Origin of the sequence: Phenylobacterium sp., from assembly GCF_030651185.1 — a bacterium.
Lineage (GTDB): Bacteria > Pseudomonadota > Alphaproteobacteria > Caulobacterales > Caulobacteraceae > Phenylobacterium.
Window position 1 is genome coordinate 507591 of sequence record NZ_JAUSCJ010000022.1, and the last position, 18671, is coordinate 526261.

Annotated in this window: 25 protein-coding genes; 15 read left to right on the plus strand and 10 right to left on the minus strand. The window is 68.4% G+C overall.

Annotated features, from left to right (window positions below; genetic code table 11):
- Positions 1-36: 36 nt before the first annotated feature.
- Entirely contained in the window at positions 37-375 is a 339-nt protein-coding gene (locus Q7J39_RS11365; RefSeq protein WP_304824535.1) for a TfoX/Sxy family protein, read from the minus strand.
- Positions 376-408: 33 nt separating this feature from the next.
- On the opposite strand from Q7J39_RS11365, the gene Q7J39_RS11370 reads away from it, so the two are divergent.
- Positions 409-888: a GNAT family N-acetyltransferase gene (locus tag Q7J39_RS11370; RefSeq protein WP_304824538.1), complete on the plus strand. Its 480-nt coding sequence runs from the start codon at positions 409-411 to the stop codon at positions 886-888.
- Here the strand turns inward: Q7J39_RS11370 and Q7J39_RS11375 are convergent.
- Positions 885-1304 (minus strand): hypothetical protein, encoded by a 420-nt coding sequence (locus tag Q7J39_RS11375; protein WP_304824541.1) that lies wholly within the window; start codon positions 1302-1304, stop codon positions 885-887. The genes Q7J39_RS11370 and Q7J39_RS11375 overlap by 4 nt on opposite strands.
- Positions 1305-1374: 70 nt before the next feature.
- On the opposite strand from Q7J39_RS11375, the gene Q7J39_RS11380 reads away from it, so the two are divergent.
- Positions 1375-1986: a GNAT family N-acetyltransferase gene (locus tag Q7J39_RS11380; protein ID WP_304824544.1), complete on the plus strand. Its 612-nt coding sequence runs from the start codon at positions 1375-1377 to the stop codon at positions 1984-1986.
- Positions 1987-2036: 50 nt separating this feature from the next.
- On the opposite strand, the gene Q7J39_RS11385 is transcribed toward Q7J39_RS11380, so the two are convergent.
- Positions 2037-2951, minus strand: a complete 915-nt coding sequence (locus Q7J39_RS11385; RefSeq protein ID WP_304777395.1) for an SDR family NAD(P)-dependent oxidoreductase — start codon at positions 2949-2951, stop codon at positions 2037-2039.
- A 34-nt stretch (positions 2952-2985) separates the two neighbouring features.
- Positions 2986-4248, minus strand: coding sequence for an MFS transporter (locus tag Q7J39_RS11390; RefSeq protein ID WP_304824547.1), 1263 nt, complete (start codon positions 4246-4248; stop codon positions 2986-2988).
- A 217-nt stretch (positions 4249-4465) separates the two neighbouring features.
- On the opposite strand from Q7J39_RS11390, the gene Q7J39_RS11395 reads away from it, so the two are divergent.
- The 7 genes from Q7J39_RS11395 to Q7J39_RS11425 are packed head-to-tail and all read left to right on the plus strand — an operon-like array spanning position 4466 to position 9243.
- On the plus strand, positions 4466-4987 hold the full coding sequence (locus Q7J39_RS11395) for a GNAT family N-acetyltransferase (protein ID WP_304824550.1): 522 nt from the start codon (positions 4466-4468) through the stop codon (positions 4985-4987).
- Between the two features lie 43 nt (positions 4988-5030).
- Positions 5031-5606: a DUF1285 domain-containing protein gene (locus tag Q7J39_RS11400; RefSeq protein ID WP_304824553.1), complete on the plus strand. Its 576-nt coding sequence runs from the start codon at positions 5031-5033 to the stop codon at positions 5604-5606.
- Complete coding sequence (locus Q7J39_RS11405) at positions 5603-6247, plus strand: CoA pyrophosphatase (RefSeq protein WP_304824556.1); 645 nt, start codon at positions 5603-5605, stop codon at positions 6245-6247. Before Q7J39_RS11400 ends, Q7J39_RS11405 begins: the two co-directional genes overlap by 4 nt.
- The gene (locus tag Q7J39_RS11410) at positions 6240-6518 is read left to right on the plus strand and encodes a hypothetical protein (RefSeq protein ID WP_304824559.1); all 279 of its coding nucleotides are present in this window, start codon (positions 6240-6242) and stop codon (positions 6516-6518) included. Before Q7J39_RS11405 ends, Q7J39_RS11410 begins: the two co-directional genes overlap by 8 nt.
- Complete coding sequence (locus Q7J39_RS11415) at positions 6515-7765, plus strand: CCA tRNA nucleotidyltransferase (RefSeq protein WP_304824563.1); 1251 nt, start codon at positions 6515-6517, stop codon at positions 7763-7765. Before Q7J39_RS11410 ends, Q7J39_RS11415 begins: the two co-directional genes overlap by 4 nt.
- Positions 7762-8466, plus strand: coding sequence for a type 1 glutamine amidotransferase (locus Q7J39_RS11420; protein ID WP_304824566.1), 705 nt, complete (start codon positions 7762-7764; stop codon positions 8464-8466). The genes Q7J39_RS11415 and Q7J39_RS11420 overlap by 4 nt, the downstream gene beginning before the upstream one ends.
- A 48-nt stretch (positions 8467-8514) precedes the next feature.
- Positions 8515-9243, plus strand: a complete 729-nt coding sequence (locus Q7J39_RS11425; RefSeq protein ID WP_304824569.1) for an Isoquinoline 1-oxidoreductase subunit — start codon at positions 8515-8517, stop codon at positions 9241-9243.
- Here Q7J39_RS11425 and Q7J39_RS11430 read toward each other — a convergent pair.
- The 3 genes from Q7J39_RS11430 to Q7J39_RS11440 are packed head-to-tail and all read right to left on the minus strand — an operon-like array spanning position 9240 to position 11202.
- A complete protein-coding gene (locus Q7J39_RS11430; protein WP_304824572.1) occupies positions 9240-9854 on the minus strand; it encodes a GNAT family N-acetyltransferase in 615 nt (204 codons plus the stop codon). The genes Q7J39_RS11425 and Q7J39_RS11430 overlap by 4 nt on opposite strands.
- 14 nt (positions 9855-9868) lie before the next feature.
- Positions 9869-10747, minus strand: coding sequence for an oxygen-dependent coproporphyrinogen oxidase (gene hemF, locus Q7J39_RS11435; RefSeq protein ID WP_304824573.1), 879 nt, complete (start codon positions 10745-10747; stop codon positions 9869-9871).
- Positions 10744-11202, minus strand: a complete 459-nt coding sequence (locus Q7J39_RS11440) for a tRNA (cytidine(34)-2'-O)-methyltransferase (protein ID WP_304824574.1) — start codon at positions 11200-11202, stop codon at positions 10744-10746. The genes hemF and Q7J39_RS11440 overlap by 4 nt, the downstream gene beginning before the upstream one ends.
- 201 nt (positions 11203-11403) lie before the next feature.
- On the opposite strand from Q7J39_RS11440, the gene petA reads away from it, so the two are divergent.
- From petA to Q7J39_RS11460, 4 genes are all read left to right on the plus strand, one after another.
- Complete coding sequence (gene petA, locus Q7J39_RS11445) at positions 11404-11958, plus strand: ubiquinol-cytochrome c reductase iron-sulfur subunit (protein WP_304824576.1); 555 nt, start codon at positions 11404-11406, stop codon at positions 11956-11958.
- A gap of 5 nt (positions 11959-11963) precedes the next feature.
- Positions 11964-13277 (plus strand): cytochrome b/b6, encoded by a 1314-nt coding sequence (locus Q7J39_RS11450; protein WP_304824578.1) that lies wholly within the window; start codon positions 11964-11966, stop codon positions 13275-13277.
- A 7-nt stretch (positions 13278-13284) separates the two neighbouring features.
- Positions 13285-14127, plus strand: coding sequence for a cytochrome c1 (locus Q7J39_RS11455; RefSeq protein WP_304824580.1), 843 nt, complete (start codon positions 13285-13287; stop codon positions 14125-14127).
- A gap of 137 nt (positions 14128-14264) precedes the next feature.
- Positions 14265-15200 (plus strand): CPBP family intramembrane glutamic endopeptidase, encoded by a 936-nt coding sequence (locus Q7J39_RS11460; protein WP_304824583.1) that lies wholly within the window; start codon positions 14265-14267, stop codon positions 15198-15200.
- Here Q7J39_RS11460 and Q7J39_RS11465 read toward each other — a convergent pair.
- Positions 15197-15961 (minus strand): hypothetical protein, encoded by a 765-nt coding sequence (locus tag Q7J39_RS11465; protein ID WP_304824586.1) that lies wholly within the window; start codon positions 15959-15961, stop codon positions 15197-15199. The two genes, Q7J39_RS11460 and Q7J39_RS11465, sit on opposite strands and share 4 nt — an antisense overlap.
- 116 nt (positions 15962-16077) lie before the next feature.
- Between Q7J39_RS11465 and Q7J39_RS11470 the strand changes: the two genes are divergently transcribed.
- Positions 16078-16548: a hypothetical protein gene (locus Q7J39_RS11470; RefSeq protein WP_304824589.1), complete on the plus strand. Its 471-nt coding sequence runs from the start codon at positions 16078-16080 to the stop codon at positions 16546-16548.
- Positions 16549-16551: 3 nt separating this feature from the next.
- Here Q7J39_RS11470 and Q7J39_RS11475 read toward each other — a convergent pair whose 3' ends face one another.
- Positions 16552-17232, minus strand: a complete 681-nt coding sequence (locus tag Q7J39_RS11475; RefSeq protein WP_304824592.1) for a dienelactone hydrolase family protein — start codon at positions 17230-17232, stop codon at positions 16552-16554.
- A gap of 5 nt (positions 17233-17237) precedes the next feature.
- On the minus strand, positions 17238-17906 hold the full coding sequence (locus Q7J39_RS11480; RefSeq protein WP_304824595.1) for a dienelactone hydrolase family protein: 669 nt from the start codon (positions 17904-17906) through the stop codon (positions 17238-17240).
- A gap of 147 nt (positions 17907-18053) precedes the next feature.
- Here Q7J39_RS11480 and Q7J39_RS11485 point away from each other — a divergent pair, with 147 nt between their 5' ends.
- A complete protein-coding gene (locus Q7J39_RS11485) occupies positions 18054-18620 on the plus strand; it encodes a GNAT family N-acetyltransferase (RefSeq protein WP_304824598.1) in 567 nt (188 codons plus the stop codon).
- Positions 18621-18671 lie beyond the last annotated feature (51 nt).

Sequence of the window (18671 nt, forward strand, 5' to 3'; positions counted from 1 at the left end):
CCCCTGTGAAGCGGAGCGGAAAGGGGGAGGAAAAGGTCAGCGTTTCGGCCTGCTCTTCCCCCGCGCGGCGGCGTCGATGCCCTTGCCCGCCCAGGCGGCCAGCAGGTCGGGGTCCTCAAGGGCCTCCAGCGGCGTGGACCAGTAGCTCATCGCCTTGTCGCCGCCGAAGGGCTTGAAGGGTTCGCAGCCCGCCGCCTCGAAGTCGGCCCGGTTGGCGTCGTCGACCTTGAGATAGAGGGTGTCCTCGGCGATCAGGGCGAAGAACAGCTCGTGGCGTGACAGGCCCACCCCGCCGAACATGCGGCGGTGGGTGATCCCGCCCAGGGGCTGGAGTTGCTCCAGCACGTAGTCGACGAATTCCGGTGAGACCGCCATGCGCTCCTCGCCAAGCCAGAGGACACCCTAGCCGTGACCGTCACCGTTCGTCCCGCCGTTCCCGCCGACGCCCCTGTCATCTTCAGCTTCATCCGGGCTCTGGCCGACTACGAGAAGCTGCTGCACGAGGTGGAGGCGACGGAGGCCGACCTGGCCGGACACCTGTTCGGGCCGGCTCCGCGCCTGTTCTGCGACATCGCCGAGCAGGACGGGACGCCGGTAGGGTTCGCCATCTGGTTCTACAACTACTCCACCTTCAGGGGCCGGCACGGGATCTATCTGGAGGACCTGTTCGTGGTCCCGCAGGCGCGGGGCGTGGGCGCTGGGAAGGCCCTGCTGCGCACCCTGGCCCAGCGTTGCGAGGCGCAGGGCCTGGCGCGGCTGGAATGGGCGGTGCTCAACTGGAACACGCCCGCCATCGCCTTCTATGACGGACTGGGCGCCGGGGCGCAGACGGAGTGGACGGTGCGCCGCCTCACCGACGAGGCGCTGACGCGGCTGGCGCGGAGCTAGACCTTGATGTCGATGATCGCCGGGCCCGACGGCTTGCCCTCGGGATCGGCCTTGGCTTGGTTTTCCAGCATCTCGAGCATGGCTTCCTTGATCCGCCGGGCAAGTTCTTCCGCGATGGAAGACTCTGCCGACGCCCGCTGCTTGGGATCGAGCTTGGCCAAGTCGCCCTCGCTTGTCCCGCGGGATTCCAGGATCTCGGCGCGCAGCTTCTCCTTCAGCTTCTCGGCCTTCACCTCCTGCGCCCACTGGTAGATTCCCTTCTCGCGTATCGCGTCGAGGGTGGCCTGGGTCTTGGTCTTGGACTCCGCGGCCTTCATGGCGGCGACGTCGGCCGCGCTCGCGGGCTTGCTGACGGCGTCGGCGACAGCGCGCAGGAGCGCGCCGAGAACCGAGGCGCCGATGGCGGAAATGGACATGCGAAACTCCGGTCTACCAGTTAAGGTTACGCAAGTTTCGGGCCAGCAAGAGCCCAGCAGGGAGGAGCTGATGAGCGCGCCACCGAAGACGGTTCTGGTCGCCACGCCGCAGGAGGAGGAAGCGATCCGGCAGGCTGTGCGGACCGCCCGGCCCAACTCGCCCGACAGTGTCCTGGCCGGAGCCGAACATGTGCCGGGCCTGGTGACCCTGCTCGCCGATCCGGCTGTCTCAGGCCCCATCTATGACCTGCCCAGGCCGATTAACACCGAGACGGTGAGCGCCTGGGTCGCGGAGGCGCAGGCGCTGCGCCAGAAGGGGGAAGCCCTGCTCTTTGTTTCGCTCGACCCGGCGGGCGAGGTGGCCGGCTATTCACGGTTCTCCGTCTGGCCCGACCGCGCCTCGGCGGAGATCGTCGGCGCCCGCCGCGCCGATCTGCAGAGCCGGGGGCAGGGCGGCTCTGGCGCGGCGCGCTCCTTCGGCTGGATGTTCGAGGCGCTGGGCGTGCGGCTGGTGGGCCTGACCGCCGCCCTCGACAACCTGCGCTCGGCCAAGGTGATCGAGGCCGCCGGCTTCGTGCGAATGGGCGAGCGCGACAGCGTCCGGCCCGACGGGACGATCCGCAGGTCGCTCTATTGGGAACTCACCCGCGACCAGTGGCAGGCGCTGCGGACAGCCCCATAGAAAAAGACCCCGGCCTTTCGACCGGGGTCTTCTTGTCGAACCGTTGGTTCTTAGGCGGCGGGCGCGGGGGCCGGAGCCGGGCGCTGAACCGGGAAGAACTTCGGGGCCATCGCGGGGATGGCTTCCTTGATGATGCTGTCGACGGTCCAGCCCTCTTCCTTGGTCACCGTCTCGATGGGCCGCGGCTGCGAGTAGAGGGTGATGGTTTCGCCCGAGGAGCCGAAGATCTGGCCCGAGACGCTGGCGGCGGCCGGGGTGATCATGGCGACGGAGAAACGGGCCGGCTGGTCGGCGCGGATCTTCTCGGCCATCACCGCGCGGCGGGCCGCGGCGGCTTCGTCCTTCACGGGGACCGACTGGGTCATGCGGGTCCAGGCGACCGGGGCCACGCAGTTGGAACGCACGTTGTTACGGGCGCCTTCCATGGCGATGATGCGCGACAGACCGGCGATGCCCATCTTGGCCGCGCCGTAGTTGGCCTGGCCGATGTTGCCCAGCAGGCCCGAGGTCGAGGTGAAGAACATGTAGGCGCCGTCGTTCTGCTCGCGGAACAGCTCGATGGTGGCGCGGGCCACGTTGAAGGAGCCGCGCATGTGGACGGCGATGACGGAGTCCCACTCGGCTTCGGTCATCTTGTGGAACATCACGTCGCGCAGGATGCCGGCGGGATTGATCACGGCGTGCAGACCGCCGAATTCCTTCTTGGCCTGCTCGACCATGCCGTAGACGGCGTCGAGGTCGGTCACGCTGTCGGAGTTGGAAACCGCTTCGCCGCCCGCGGCGCGGATTTCCTGGGCGACGGATTCAGCCGGACCGGCCGAACCTTCGTCTTCACCCTTCAGGCTACCGCCCAGATCGTTGACCACGACCTTCGCGCCTTCCTGCGCGGCGATCAGCGCGCAATCGCGGCCAATCCCGTTGCCGCCACCCGTTACAAGAACAACTTTGCCTGAAAGAGCACCCATGGACCAATCTCCCTGAAATATAATGCGCAGACTGTTATTCGAGCCTGTCGGCCTTGCGCAAGGCTGGAAACAGTTTCGCCCAGACGCCGGTGACGATCAACGCGCCTACTCCGCCGAACACAGCCGCGCCCACCGGACCCAGGAATCGCGCCACGACGCCGCTCTCGAACTCGCCCAATTCATTGGACGCGCCGATGAACAGGGACGACACCGCCGCCACCCGGCCGCGCATGTGGTCGGGGGTGACGATCTGCACGAGGGTCTGGCGGACATACACGCTGAGCATGTCGGCACCGCCCAGGACGGCGAGCGCAAGGACTGACAGGGGCAGGGATTTCGACAGCCCGAAGACGATGGTGGCCATGCCGAACACCGCCACGCCGGCGAACATCATCAGGCCCGCATGGCGCTTGATCGGCCGGCCGGCCAGGATCACCGCCACCAGGGTCGCCCCGATGGCGGGGCCGGCCCGCAGCAGGCCAAAGCCGTCGGGGCCGACATGCAGCACATCGCGCGCGAACACGGGAAGCAGGGCGGTGGCCCCGCCCAGCAGCACGGCGAACATATCGAAGGAAATGGCCCCGAAGACGATCTTGTTGGTCCAGGTATAGACCATCCCCTCCTTGATCAGCGCCCAGCGGGAGCCCGCCTGGACGACGGGCTTGGTCACGCCCCGGATCATGAAGACGCACAGGAACGAGACCGCGTAGAGGACCGTGGTCACCGAATAGGAGAGGCCGGTGGAGTGGGCCAGCAACAGCCCGCCGATCGCCGGGCCGACGATAGACCCGCCCTGCCAGGCGAGGGAATTGAGCGCGATGGCGCGGGGTAGCAGGCTGCGCGGCACCAGCATCGGGCCAAGCGCGGTGGCGGACGGGCCCATGAAGGCGCGGCTGGCCCCGAACAAGGCTGAGAGCAGCAGCAGCAGCGGGATCGTGGCGAAGCCATAGATCGAGGCCGCCGCCAGGGTGACCGCCGTGGCGATCTCGCCCACATAGCAGAGCAGCAGCACCTTGCGCCGATCGTAGCGGTCGGCGGTCTCGCCGGCGAAAGGCGACAGCAACAGCACCGGGATGAAGGCGGCCAGGCCGATCATGCCGACATAGAAGGCCGACTGCTTCACATCCATGGTCTCGCGGGCCACGGCGTACATCTGCCAGCCCAGGGCCACGCTCTGGATCTGTACGCCCAGAGTCGCGCCGACGCGCCCGATCCAGAACAGCACGTAGTCGCGGCGCCTCATCAGCTCGCGAAGGGTGGTGGGTTCGGCGGGGCCGTCGGGGAGAGTCTGCGTCATGGGCGGCGGACCTTGCGGCGCCGGGGGCCGCGTCGCAACGCGTGATTGACGCCACGCCCACATGGCCCTATCGCCGCGAAACGTTGAACGAAGTTCCGGGCCTGACGTCATGCGACGACTGCGACGAACCGGGCGCGCCCGCCGCGCCAGTTAGAACCGCCCGCCGGTCTGCGCATTGTTGCGCGGCCGGTGACCGTCGCACTTCGAAGAAGATCCCATGCCCATGACCCTCTCCGCCGCCGCGCAGGCGCCGACCCTCAAGCTTGAACAGGATCAGGATGGCGCCGCCATCGAGGTTCTGCTGGACCACGCCTTCGGGCCTGGCCGCTTCACCAAGGTTTCCGAACGCGTCCGCGAGATCGCCGAGTTCCGCCAGGACCTGTCCTTCTGCGCGTGGGACGGCGGCCGGCTCGTGGGCTGCGTGCGCATGACCCGCATCGCCATCGGCGACACCGAGGCGATGTTCCTGGGGCCGTTGGCGGTCGAGGAAGACGTGCGAAAATTCGGGACCGGCGGCCTGCTGGTGCAAGCGGCCTGCGACGCCGCCCAGGCGGCCGGCTTCGCAAATGTGCTGCTGGTGGGCGACGAACCCTATTTCAGCCGCTTCGGTTTCGCTGCCGCTCCGGCCAAGGCCGTGCGCCTGCCGGGGCCTGTCGATCAGCTGCGGGTGCTGGTCCGCGCCCTGCGCGAGGGCGGCGCCGATTGCCTTTCCGGTCTCGTCACGGCCCCGCTTCCCTAGCGTCGCGCTTGAGGCGGGGGGCCGCGCGCCCTACCTTCACAGGATGACCGACCCGACCCCCAAGACCGGCCTCGAAGGCGTGATCGCCGCCGCCAAGCAGGCGCCGGGCCGTGGCCTGCCGCCGGTCCATCTCTGGCATCCTGAGCACTGTGGCGACATCGACATCGTCATCAAGAAGGACGGGCTGTGGTTCCACGAGGGCACGCCCATCGGCCGCGAGGCCCTGGTGCGGCTGTTCTCCACCGTGCTGCGCAAGGATCCTGACGGCTTCCACCTGGTGACCCCGGTGGAGAAGATGAAGATCACCGTGGAGGACGCCCCCTTCATCGCCGTCCGCGTCGACAAGGTGGGCGAGACCCTGACGTTCCTCACCAATGTCGGCGACGAGGTCGAGGCCGGACCCGAGAACGAGATTCGCGTCGAGATGGACGCGACCACCGGCGAGCCGCGTCCCTATCTCCACGTCCGCCGTGGCCTGGAGGCCCTGATCGCCCGCCCGGTCTTCTATGAGCTGGTGGAGCTGGCCCAGGAGCGCGAGACGCCCGACGGGCCGCGCCTTGGGGTGGCCTCCAACGGCGCCTGGTTCCCCGTGGGCCCGGCCGGGGCGCACGTTCTGTGAATCCCGCGCAGGCCTCAGCCGCCACCCGCGACTGGATCACCCGGCATCTCGATCCGCTGGAGGAGCGTGAACCGGTGACGGGCGCGACGCGCTCGGACTTCGACCTGTCGGGCCAGTACGGAAACCCACCGGCCGAACTCACCCCAGCCTCGGTGCTGGTGGGCCTGGTGGAGCGGGAAGGCGCCTATTCGGTGATCCTGACCCGCCGGGCCGACACCCTGCGCCGCCACACCGGCCAGATCGCCCTGCCGGGCGGCCGTCGCGATCCGGGGGAGACGCCCTGGGGAACGGCCCTGCGCGAGGCGCACGAGGAGGTGGGACTGCACCCCGACTACGTGACGGTAGCCGGGCTTTCCTCGCCCTATGTCACCGGAACGGGCTTCCTGATCACCCCGGTGGTGGGGTTCATCCGCCAGGGCTTCACCCTGACGGCCAATCCCGACGAGGTGGCCGACATCTTCGAGACCCCCTTCGGCTTCCTGATGGATCCCGCCAATCACGAGGAGCATGAGCGTGAGGCGCCCAGCGGGGAAAGGCGTAGGTTCTACGCCATGACCCACGCCGAACGCTTCATCTGGGGGGCCACCGCCGGCGTCCTGCGGGCGCTGTACGAGCGGCTCTACGGCGCGGCTGTTGCTTAGCCTCATCGCCACCCGCGCGCTCCTGGTGGCCCTGCCCTTCGGTCTGTGGTTCCTGTGGCGCGAGGTCGCCCGGCGCACCGGCCGGGAGATGGGCTCCACCCCCTGGGCCTGGCTGTTCGCGGCCGGCGCGGTGCTGTTGGGGGTTTCGCTGATGGCCACGGCGGTGTTCCATGGCGACAATCGTGGCGAGGTCTATGTCCCCGCCGAAGCGGCCCCCGACGGGCGCGTCACGCCCGGCCATTTCGAGAAGAGAGCGCCCCAGACTCCATGACCGACAGTCTCGGCCAAAAGCCCTGGATGAAGACCCCGGCGGTCACCGCCGTGATGGACGCCCTGGAGGCGCGCGGCTTTTCCGGCTGCGCGCGGTTCGTGGGCGGGTGCGTGCGCAACTCCCTGCTCAATCGACCCATCGAAGACGTCGACATCGCCACGACCCTGACCCCGGACCAGGTCACCGAGGCCCTGCAGGAGGCCGGCATCCGGGCGGTGCCCACAGGGGTCGAGCACGGCACCATCACCGCCGTGGCCGACGGACAGCCCTTCGAGATCACCACCCTGCGCCGGGACGTCTCCACCGATGGCCGCCGCGCCGTGGTGGCCTTCACCCAGGACTGGGCCGAGGACGCGCAACGCCGGGACTTCACCCTGAACGCCGTCTATGCCGACCGCGACGGGACCTTGTTCGATCCGACCGGTCGAGGGATCGAGGACGGCCGGGCGGGCCGCATCGTCTTCGTGGGCGACGCCATGACCCGCATCCGCGAGGACTATCTGCGCATCCTGCGCTTCTTCCGGTTTCAGGCCTGGTACGGCAAGGGTGAGGCCGACGAAAAGGCGTTGGCGGCCTGCAAGGCGCTGAAGGAGACCCTGTCGGGCCGCCCGGCGGAACGCACGGCCAAGGAGCTCACCAAGCTGCTGGCCGCCGAGGAGCCACGCCCGGCCCTGGCCCTGATGGCCAAGACCGGCGTGCTGACCGCGGTCCTGCCCTGCGCCACCGATCTGGCGGCCCTCAACCAGCTGGTGGAGATCGAGACCGACCAGCTCTTCGAGAACGATCCGATCCTGCGGCTGGCCACCCTGATCCCCGACGACCAGATCGGCGCGGCCCAGATCGCCGAGCGCCTGCGCCTCTCCAACGAGGTCCGCGACCGGCTGGTGGCGGCCATGGGCAAGACGCCCCGCATCACCAGCTGGATGAGCCCGCGCGAGACCCGGCGCGGCGTCTACGCCATCGGGCTGTCGGCCTTCAACGACCGGGTGAAGCTGGCCTGGGCCAAATCGGGTCGTACATCGGCCACCCACCAGTGGCGGGGCCTGCTGGCCCTGGCCGAAAGCTGGTCGCCGCCGACCTTCCCGCTGACCGGTGAGGACGTGATGGCGTCTGGCGTCCCCAAGGGCCCGATGGTGGGCCAGGTGCTGCGCGAGGTGGAGGACTGGTGGATCGATCACGACTTCATCGACGACAAGTTCTCGGCCATCGAGAAGCTGAAGGCCGTCGCCCAGGGCATGGCCTATTGAGGCTGGGGATCCTCGAAACCGGCGCCCCGCCGCGCGAGGTCGACCAGTTCGGCGACTACCCCGCCATGTTCCGCGCCCTGTTCGGCCCGGACGCCTACGACTACGCCACCTTCGACGTGCAGGCGGGGAGGCTGCCGGCCACCGCCGACGCCTGCGCCGCCTATGTGATCACCGGGTCGTCGGCGGGGGTCTATGACCCGCTGCCCTGGATCGAACCGCTGAAGGCCTTTCTGCGCGCGGCCAGGGGCACGCCGATGGTCGGGATCTGTTTCGGCCACCAGATCATGGCCGAGGCCTTCGGCGGCAAGGTGATCGCGTCGCCCAAGGGCTGGGGCCTGGGCCTGCACCGCTACGAGGTCCAGGCCGCCCGGGCCTGGATGGACGCGCCCCGCCTGACCATCGCGGCCTCGCATCAGGATCAGGTGGTGCAGGCGCCGCCGGGCGCGACGGTGATCGCCGCCAGCGCGTTCACCCCCTTCGGCATGCTGGCCTATGACGACCAGCCGGCCATCTCCCTGCAGCTGCATCCGGAATTCGAGCCGGCCTATGCCCGGGCCCTGATCGAGAGCCGGCGCGGGACGCGGCTGACCGATGAACAGGCCGACACCGCCATCCTGTCCTTCGAGCAGCCGGACGACCGCCTCCAGGTCGGCGGCTGGATCCAGCGGTTCCTGGCCCAGGCAACGCTTGGCCGTCCCTGACGTTCTGGTCTCCGGCGTGATGTTGCGCGCCGGCCAGGAACGTTCCCAATGCGCCATGCCCGCGCCCTGCTTCTGTCCCTCGGCGCCGCCGGCCTGGTCGCCGCCGTGACCTTGACCGCCCAGGCCCAGACCGCCCCCAGCCAGACCGCCGCCTCGGTATTGGCCGAGATGGAGCAGCGGACCTCGCTGAAGCCCGCCGCCACGTTCAACACCATCGCCGACAAGACCGCCCGCTCGGTCGCCCTCTTCCAGGAGGCCGGCAAGGTCATCACCCACCCGCGCTGCGCCAATTGCCACCCGGTGGACCGCCCGACCCAGACCGATGATCGCCGCCCCCACATGCCGGTGGTCTCCCGCGGCGAGGACGGTCATGGCGAGGGCTTGCGGTGCGCGTCGTGCCACACCGCCAAGAACGTCTGGGTCGGCGGGACCCACATCGTCACCATCCCCGGCAATCCGAAGTGGGCGCTCGCGCCCGCCGCCATGGCCTGGCAGGGCAAGTCGCTCGGGGAGATCTGCGCTCAGATCAAGGACCCGGCCCGCAACGGCGGCAAGACCCTGGCCCAGATCCAGGAACACATGGCCAGCGACGAACTGGTGGCCTGGGGCTGGAACCCCGGTCTCGGCCGCACCGCCGCGCCGGGCACGCAGGCCCAGCTGGGCGAACTGATCCAGGCCTGGATCGACACCGGCGCCAAATGCCCCGGCCCCGGCGGCGTGAAGGTGCCCAGCCACGACCTGAAGACCGAGGCGGCGACGATGAAGCCGGCGGTCTAGGTCAGGTCCCGCACCATCCAGATCGTTCCTGGCGTGGCCTGATCGTCGAAGCGGGTGAAGCCGTAGATGTCGTAGAACCGCTGCGCGCGGGTATTGGCCTCGCTGACGCCCAGGTGGAGACCGCGGCCGCCGGCCGCCCTCAGCGCGTCGGACAGCGTGTCGATCAGGCGCTGGCCCAGGCCCTGGCCCTGCAGATGGGGCAGCAGGTTGATGTGCAGATGGGCGGGATAGGCCGCGACGACGGCGTCCGGCGCGGTGTTGGGTTTGTGGAACAGGCGCTCCAGGTGTTGGTCGGGCGTGCGCTCGGACCATGGGACTCCCTGCGGATCGGCATGGGCGGCCCGCAGCATCGGCCACCAGCGGTCCTCCAGCAGGGCCTCGAAGGCCCGCGTGTCGGCGGTTCCCACGACATAGCCGGCGACCTGGCCGCGATCCTCCACCACGAAGGCCAGGTCGGGGGCGTGGCGGCCGTAGGGGGCGGCGTAGATGGCCCCCAGCAGGTGTTTGTCCCGATAGAGGTTGGTGGCGTCCTGGCCGCTGTCGCCGGTTTTCAGGCAGACCTTGTAGAGGCCTTCCAGGTCGTCTGGGCGATGGGGCCGGATCTGAGCCATCCGTCGCTCCCTGGTCAGACCCAGGCCACCATCGGCGGCATGGACGACAGGATGGTGTCGATGTTCCCGCCCGCCTTCAGGCCGAACATGGTGCCACGATCGTAGAGCAGGTTGAACTCGACGTACCGGCCCCGGCGGACAAGTTGCTCCATCCGGTCCTGCTCGGTCCAGGGTTCGCTCATGCGGTGGCGGACGATCTTCGGATAGACCTCCAGGAAGGCCTCGCCGACGGCGCGGGTGAAGGCGAAGTCCTTCTCGAAGTCGCCGGAGTTGTGGCGGTCGTAGAAGATGCCCCCCACGCCCCGGGTTTCCTTGCGATGGGGCAGGTAGAAGTACTCGTCGCACCAGGCCTTGTACTTGGCGTGCCACTCTGGATCGTAGGGGTCGCAGGCCGCCTTCATGGCGGCGTGGAACAGGACCGCGTCGTCGGCCTCCTCGCTGCGCTGCTCATCGACCATCGGGGTCAGGTCGGCCCCGCCGCCGAACCAGCTCTCGGCGGTGGACAGGAAGCGGGTGTTCATGTGGACGGTCGGGATGCGCGGCGAGCGCGGGTGCACGATCAGGCTGATGCTGGCCGAGACATAGGAGGGGTCCTTGTCGGCGCCCGGCATCTGGGCCGCCATCTCTGGGGAGAAGCGGCTGGTGGCCGCCGAGGTGTGGACCCCGGCCTTTTCGAACAGGCGTCCCTTCAGGTGTCCGCCGATCCCGCCTCCGACGCCGGTGTCGCGGGTCCAAGGCCGCGGGTCGAATCGGCCCGGCGCCTCGGGATAGAGCTCGGGGGGGGCTTCCGCCTCCAGTTGCTCCAAGGCGGCGAAGATCCGCAATTGCAGGTCTTCAAACCACGTCTTGGCGCGGGCGCGGCGGTCTTCGATCTCGGGCGGCAGGCTGCTCATGTGGCTGGATTAGGAAATTGGCCGGTCTGGCGCAACGCCTCCGACAGGCCGATGGCCGCCGAGACGGTGACGTTCAGCGACCTCATTCCGGGTATCAGCGGAATATAAACCCGCGCATCGGCGCTCTCGTGAACCTCGTCGGGAACGCCTGCGCTTTCGCGCCCGAACAGCAGCACATCGTCGGGTTGGAAGACGAAGTCGTGGAGGGGCGTTGCGCCCCGGGTTGTGAACAGAACGATCCTTCCGGGCCTATCTTGCGCAAAATCGGCCCATCCGGGGTGCCGCGTCACTTCGCCCGGCTCACCGTAATCGAGGGCCGCGCGGCGTATCGCACGGTCGGAAAGTGGGAAGCCACAGGGCTCTATGACGTGAATACCGACCCCCAGACAGGCGCCGAGACGGAGAGCCGCCCCAAGGTTTTGCGGAATGTCCGGTTGAAAAAGCGCCAGCAGCATTCTAAGCGATCCAGCCTACGGGATTGGCCGGGGCTAGGCGCGAATCACGGGAGGGGCGACCGCAATGCGCGATCGCTGTCACTTCCGGTAATTCGACCTGCTCCAGCATTTGATTCTGAATGGCCCTTACCAGAACGTCTGGCAGGGTCGAAGACGGGTCTCGGCGCAAGGTCGCGGCCGCAAACGAAGGGTAGCTTTAAGGTGGCCGACACCGTCGTGGGCGCAAATCCCGATCCTCATGCCTCGGGCGAAGACCCGAACCGGCGTGATTTCATTCACATCGCCGCGGCCGTCATGGCCGTGGGCGCGGTTGGGGCCTTGGCCTGGCCGTTCATCGACCAGATGAACCCGGCCGGCGACACCCTCGCCCTCGCCTCGGTGGAATTCGACCTGACAAAGGTCGAAGCTGGCCAGCAGGTCACCATCAAGTGGCGCGGCAAGCCGCTCTTCATCCGGAATCGGACGGGCAAGGAGATCGCCGAGGCGATCAAGGACGACACCGCCGATCTGCGCGATCCGCAGACCGACGAGCAGCGTCACAAGCCCGGCAAGGCCCAATGGCTGATCCTGGTTGGCACCTGCACCCACCTGGGCTGCGTGCCGACCTTCGGCGGCGGCGATTACGGCGGCTGGTTCTGCCCTTGCCACGGTTCGCACTACGACACCTCCGGCCGGATCCGTAAGGGTCCCGCGCCGACCAACCTGGCCGTGCCGGACTACACCTTCCTGTCGGACACCAAGGTCAAGGTGGGCTGAGGATCATGAGCGGACATTCAAACTACGAGCCGAAAACCGGCTTCGAGCGCTGGCTCGACACCCGACTGCCGATCGTGCGCCTGGCGTACGACAGCGTGATCGACTTCCCGACCCCGAAGAACCTGAACTACTGGTGGACCTTCGGCGGCATCCTGGCGGTCTGCCTGGGCATCCAGATCGTGACCGGCATCGTGCTGGCCATGCACTACGTCCCGCACGTCGACCACGCCTTCAACTCCGTCGAGCGCATCATGCGCGACGTGAACTACGGGTGGCTGGTGCGCTACATGCACTCCAACGGGGCCTCGATGTTCTTCATCGCGGTCTACATCCACATGTTCCGCGGCCTCTACTACGGGTCCTACAAGGCGCCCCGCGAGGTGCTGTGGATCCTGGGCTGCGTGATCTATCTGCTGATGATGGCCACGGCCTTCATGGGCTACGTCCTGCCCTGGGGCCAGATGAGCTTCCACGGCGCGGTGGTGATCACCAACCTGTTCGGCGCCCTGCCGCTGGTGGGCGAGTCCATCACCACCTGGCTGTGGGGCGGCTTCGCGGTGGATAACCCCACCCTGAACCGCTTCTTCTCGCTGCACTTCCTGCTGCCGTTCATGATCGCCGGCGTGGTGATCCTGCACATCTGGGCGCTGCACGTGCCCGGCAACGGCAACCCCACCGGCGTGAACGTGAAGTCCAAGGAGGACACCGTTCCCTTCCACCCGTACTACACGGTGAAGGACGGCTTCGCGATTTCGGTCTTCCTGCTGATGTTCGCGGTCTTCGTGTTCTTCCAGCCGAACGCACTAGGCGACGCGGTGAACTATGTTCCCGCCAACCCGCTGGTGACCCCGGCCCACATCGTTCCGGAATGGTACTTCCTGCCGTTCTACGCGATCCTGCGGGCGGTTCCGGACAAGCTGGCCGGCGTGCTGCTGATGTTCGGCGCCATCGCCATGCTGTTCGTCCTGCCCTGGCTCGACACCTCCAAGGTGCGGTCCATGCGCTACCGGCCCACCGCGAAGCTCTACTTCGGCATCTTCGTGCTGGCCTGCCTGGTGCTGGGCTATTGCGGCGGCCGTCTTCCCGACGACCACGTGATCGGCAACCTGTCGACCTTCCAGCTGCTGGACGCCGACCTGAACTCGATGGTGTGGCTCTCCCGCATCGCGACGGCCTACTACTTCGCCTACTTCCTGGTCGTGCTTCCGATCCTGGGCCTCACCGAGACCCCGTTGCCCCAGCCGGAATCGATCTCCGCGCCGGTGCTCCCCGCCAACGCGCCCGCCGGCGCCGCGGCTTCGCCTGAAAAGAGGGGCTGAGCCTCAGATGCTGCGCAAAGGTTTCATTCTCGCGGCGCTCGGGCTCGCTTTCGTTGCTGGTCCGTCGTTCGCGGCGACCCATCCGGAAGAGCCCAAGGGTGTCCACTGGAGCTTCGAGGGCCCGTTCGGCAAGTTCGACCAGGCCCAGGTTCAACGGGGTTACAAGGTCTATCGGGAGGTCTGCGCGGCCTGCCACTCGATGAGCCTGCTGAGCTTCCGCAATCTGGGTGAGAAGAACGGCCCGTTCTTCGACGACAAGTACAAGAACCCGAACGACAACGCCTATGTGAAGGCGATCTCCAAGGACTATCAGATCAACGATATCGACTCGGAGACCGGTGACGTCGTGCAACGTCCCGGCACCCCGGCCGATCGTTTCCCCAGCCCGTTCCCGAACGAGGCCGCCGCGCGCGCCTCCAACGGCGGCGCCCTGCCGCCGGACCTCTCGGTGATCATCAAGGCCCGGGCCCAGGGACCGCAATACGTCTACTCGATCCTGACCGGCTACGTGGCGCCGCCGGCCGGTCTCGAAGTGCCGCCGAACCAGCACTACAACCCCTACATGCCCGGCGACGTCAGCGCCTTCTACAAGGGCAAGGGCCATGTGCCTGCCGGGGGCTTCATCGCGATGGCCCCGCCGCTGGAAGCCAACAAGGTGACCTTCGACGACGGCACGAAGTCGACCCTCGACCAACAGGCCAAGGATGTCGTGGCCTTCCTGGCCTGGGCCTCCGAGCCCAAGCAGACCGAGCGCAAGCAGTTCGGCGTGGCGGCCATGGTCTATCTGCTGATCTTCGCCGGCCTGCTGTTCGTCAGCTACCGCCGCATCTGGAAGAACGTCGCCCACTAAGGGTGTCGTCCTTTCGAGCACGATCGAAGGCCCCGGTGAAAGCCGGGGCCTTTTTCGTTTCCGGCGCATGAACAATCGATAAGTTGCCTGGGGGCCTCGGTCCGCCGATAGGCGAGGGGACGATGGGGAGGGCCAGTATGGGGGCCGGGACTGGGCGCAGCCGCGCCATCGGGTATCTGGCGCTCTACGCCCTGCTCTGGGGGGCGGCCTTCGCCTATCTCTTCTTCAAACAGGCCGACTGGAGCTTCCCCCTGGTGTCCCTGGGGGTGTTCGGCGTCGCGCTGTCCGGCGTGGCCTGGGCCCTGACCCGGCGGTCGGATCCGCCGCCGGTCCGGGTGCGCCGGCCTAAGGTCGAGCTGGCCGCCGTGCTGATCTTCATGGTGGTCTACGCCCTGGGCTTCCTGGGCGTCGGCATGCAGATGCTGAAGGCCGCCCTGCCGGAGGGCCAGACCCGCGAGCTGGTGATCCTGGCCGTCAAGCTGGCGGTCCATGTGGCGATCCCGGCCCTGATCCTGCTGGCTTTGGGGGGCCGGGTCGCGCCGCTGTTCTCCAGCGGCCTCCACCGCAAAGGGTTCTGGCCCACCCTGATCGTCATGGGGGTGATCTTCCTGGCCCTGCTCAGCGTGGTCAGCCCCAGCCTCCAACAGATCGCCGACCTGCAGCCGGGGCTCCAGGTCCTGGCCTGGGCCGCGCCGGCCGCCTTCGTCTGGATCGCCCTGGAAGCGGGCCTGGCCGAGGAGTTCCTGTTTCGCGCGGTGCTGCAGACGAGGCTGGCCGCTGTCCTGCGTAGCGAGACCGGCGCGGTCATCCTCGGCGCCCTGGTCTTCGCGCTGGCCCACGTGCCCGGCCTCTACCTGCGCGGCGCGCCGGGCGAGCAGGGCCATTCCACCGACCTCTTCGAAGTCATCGCCTACACCATCGGCGCCCTGTCGCCCGTGGCCCTGATGCTGGGGGTGATCTGGGCCCGGACCCGCAGCCTGCTGCTGGTGGTCCTGCTGCACGCCGCCATCGACGTCCTGCCGATCCTGCCGGAGTTCCTGACGACCTGGGCCGGGTTGACCCCGGTCTCCTAGGGTCTACGCAACAGCAGCCGTCGGCGCGGGAAGTCGAACCGCAGCGACCAGCGCGACAGCACCGGCGCGCCGATGGCGCCGACAGCGCCCTCGACGGCGGGCTGCAGGCCGGCGCTCAGCGCCTCGAACAGCTCGCCCGCGACGGAAAGCGCCCGCAGCTTGGCGCGGCGGGGGCCGTAGGGCGCCACATCCATCCCCGTGGCCCCAGGGACGCTCGCCAGGGCCTCGTCGAGCCGCGCGGCGCTGTCCAGGCCGGTGGCGACCACAAAGCCCCCCACGGCCGTCCTGGGGCCGTCGGCCGCGGCGGCGGCCACCATCGGCCGCCCGGCGCGCAGCGGCATCGCCAGGCGGGTGTCGGCGTGGAACCCCGGCGCCCTGCCAGTGGGCCAGATCGTCACCCGACAGGGGGCGAAGCTGACATCCACCACATAGGCCGACAGGATATCGGCGCCGATCACCCCGGCGATAGGGGTGGGGAAGGCGTAGGTCCGGGCGTCGAGGTCGGCGACCACCACAGGCCGATCGGTCAGGCGCAGGCCGTCCACCCGCACCTCGCCCGCCAACGCCGGCGGCAGGCCCTCCATCTGGGCGCGGGTCTCGTGGAGCTGGGTGATGGGGCTGCCGGTGTCGAGAATGTAGTCGCCAGCGACGCCCGCCACGCTGGCCGGGACCACCACCACGCCGTGCTCGAACCAGCAGGCCGCCGCCTGCGCGGGCGCCGGGGCGAGCCAGAGGACGGCGAGGGCCAGGACAAGCTTCAACTCAGGCGATTCCCGGTGGGGAGGGGCGCCCGACCATAGCCAAGGCGGGCGGCCTACGCGATAAATGCGCATGCTCACCTTGATCCCCATCCCGTCGCCCACCGCTGGCTGCTGACATGGCCCTCATCAAGGCCTGGCGCGACTTCCGGCGGATGCAGGACGTGGCCACCGCCGCGTCCAGCCTGATCTATGCGGGCTCGGTGGTCCACGCCTTCAGCGTGCTGCCGGGCGGCCCCGCCGTCATCGCCCGCCATGCCCTGGTCTGGCCGGCCACCGCCCTGCTGGCGGGCTTCGCCCTGCCGCTGCTGATCCTGCCGGCGCGCCGGGCCCTGGCCCGCTATGTGTGGATGAGCTTCATCTCGGGGTTTGGCCAGACGCCGGTCTCCGTGCTGACCGGGATCGGCCTGCTGATCGCCGCGGCGGGCTTCATCTATTGGCAGGTGGCGTCGGTGGCCACGGGCGGGCATTACCCCGCCGCCGTCTTCGCGGGCTATGCCGCCGGCATCGGTATCCTGGCCGCCCAGTCGGTCCTGGCCCGCTGGCTGGAACGAGACCCCGAGGCGCGCAAGCACATCGAGGAAGCCTGAGGCTCACATCTCGCCGCGGCCGCCGCCGTTGTTCATGAACACCTGCAGGGTCCGCAGCCGCGCCAGCCGGGCGGCGTCGGGGTTGTAGTCGGCGCGGCGGTCGGAGACGAAGCCGTGGCCGGCGTCGTAGAGGTGGACCGGAGTGTCGGGATGCTTCGCGCGGATACCCTCGACCGTCTCCAGGGGGATGGAGGCGTCGCCCTTGCCGAAGTGAAGAATGGTGGGGACCTTCGGCGTCTCGTCCACCAGCTCACTGATCCGGCGGCCGTAATAGGCCGAGGCCGCCGAAATCCCGGTGCAGCGGCACGCCGCCAGCCACGCCGCGGTCCCGCCCCAGCAGAAGCCGGCGACGAAGACGGCGGGGGCGAGCGCGTCGATGGCGGCCTGGAGGTCGCCGGCCACCTGGTCCCAGGGCGTCTCGGTGGAGTACCTCACCCCCTTGGCGATGGCGTCTGGGCTATAGTCGGCCTCGAACCCCGGCTCGAGGCGGTCGTAGAAGCTCGGCGCGATCACCTCGTAGCCGTCCTCGGCGAAGCCGTCGGCCAGTTCGCGGATGTGGTCGGTGACCCCGAAGATCTCCTGGATCAGCACGACCCCGCCGCGGCGCGCATCGGCGACCGGGGCGTGATAGGCGGCCAGCTCGAAGCCGTCGAACTTGCTGGTCAGGCGGATCGTCTCGCCCATGGCGCTCAAGCGCCTGCGAACAGGTCGAGGGTGCGCTGGCGGGCCAGGTCGGCGCTGGGCTGGTTCAGCCGCTCGGGGTCCTCGTTGTTGAAGCCGTGGCCAGCGTCCTCGTAGATATAGACCGCCACGCCGGGATTGCTGGCCTGCACGGCGGCCTTGACGTCGTCGGCCGGGATGCCGGCGTCCTTGCGGCCCAGGTGGACGATGGTGGGGCACTTGGGCGTCTTGTCGGCATTGGCCTGGACCATGCTGCCGTAATAGCTCGACGCGGCGGAAAAGCCGTCCAGCTGGCAGGCCGACAGCCAGGTCAGCGAGCCGCCGTAGCAATAGCCCACCACGAAGACCTTACCGGCCGGCGCCAGGGCCGCGCGACAGGCGTCCACGTCGGCCAAGGCCTGGTCCAGCGGGGTGGCGCGGGCATGGGTGACCCCGGCGGTGAGGCCGGCCGGATCATGGCCGGCGGTGAAGCCCGGCTCGCGGCGGTCGTAGAGCGACGGAGCGATGGCCTCGTATCCGAGCGACGCCCAGCGGTCGACGTCGCGGGCGATATGCTCGTCGATCCCGAAGATCTCCTGGATCACCACGACGCCGCCCTTGCGCTCGCCCGTGGGCGCGGCGCGATAGACCGCGAACTCGAAGCCGTCGGCCCCCGTCAGCTTGGAAAATTCGCCCATGATGTCTCTCCCGGATTTTGAAGTCTGAGATAGGCTGGTGGGCGGGGAAGTCCAGCGCGGTACGCTGAGATCTCGGGCCTCGGCCCGTGCACGAACCAGGGCAATCAGGTCGTAGCTCCGGCATCGTGCGCGGACTACAATCAGAAGATGTCTGCGATCCTCACCGACATTCCCGGCGAAATTGTCACTGATCGACTCGTCATACGGCCGCATCGGCCAGGGGATGGCGCCGAGCTCTATGCCGCGACCCTTGATAGCCTAGTTGAACTCCGAAGATGGCCGGCCGCCATGGGTTGGGCATTGGATGATCCCTCGCCCGATGCGTCTGAGGCGTTTTGCCAAGCCTCGGCCAACTCCTTCGCCGAACGGGACGACTTTCCACTTCTGCTCTTCCATCGGCAGACGGGCCAGATCGTCGGGTCAAGCGGCCTTCACCGACCAGATTGGAGCGTACCGAAGATGGAAATCGGCTGGTGGGGCCGTACTTCCTACGCTGGTCAGGGATTCATCACCGAAGGTGTGCGGGCCATTCTTGCCTATGGCTTTGAACACCTTCGCGCCCGTCGCATCTTCGCGCGACCGGATGACGAAAACTCGCAAAGTTGGCGCCTCTGCGAGCGAGTGGGCATGACCTTCGAAGGGCGAATGCAGAACGAGCGTTGCGATCCTGATGGCTCGCTGCGGACTACACGCTTGTACGCCGCCACTCGCTAGGCGGTCGGCTTCCCATAGGGCTCGGGCCCTCGAACCGCGCGCCGTCGGGAC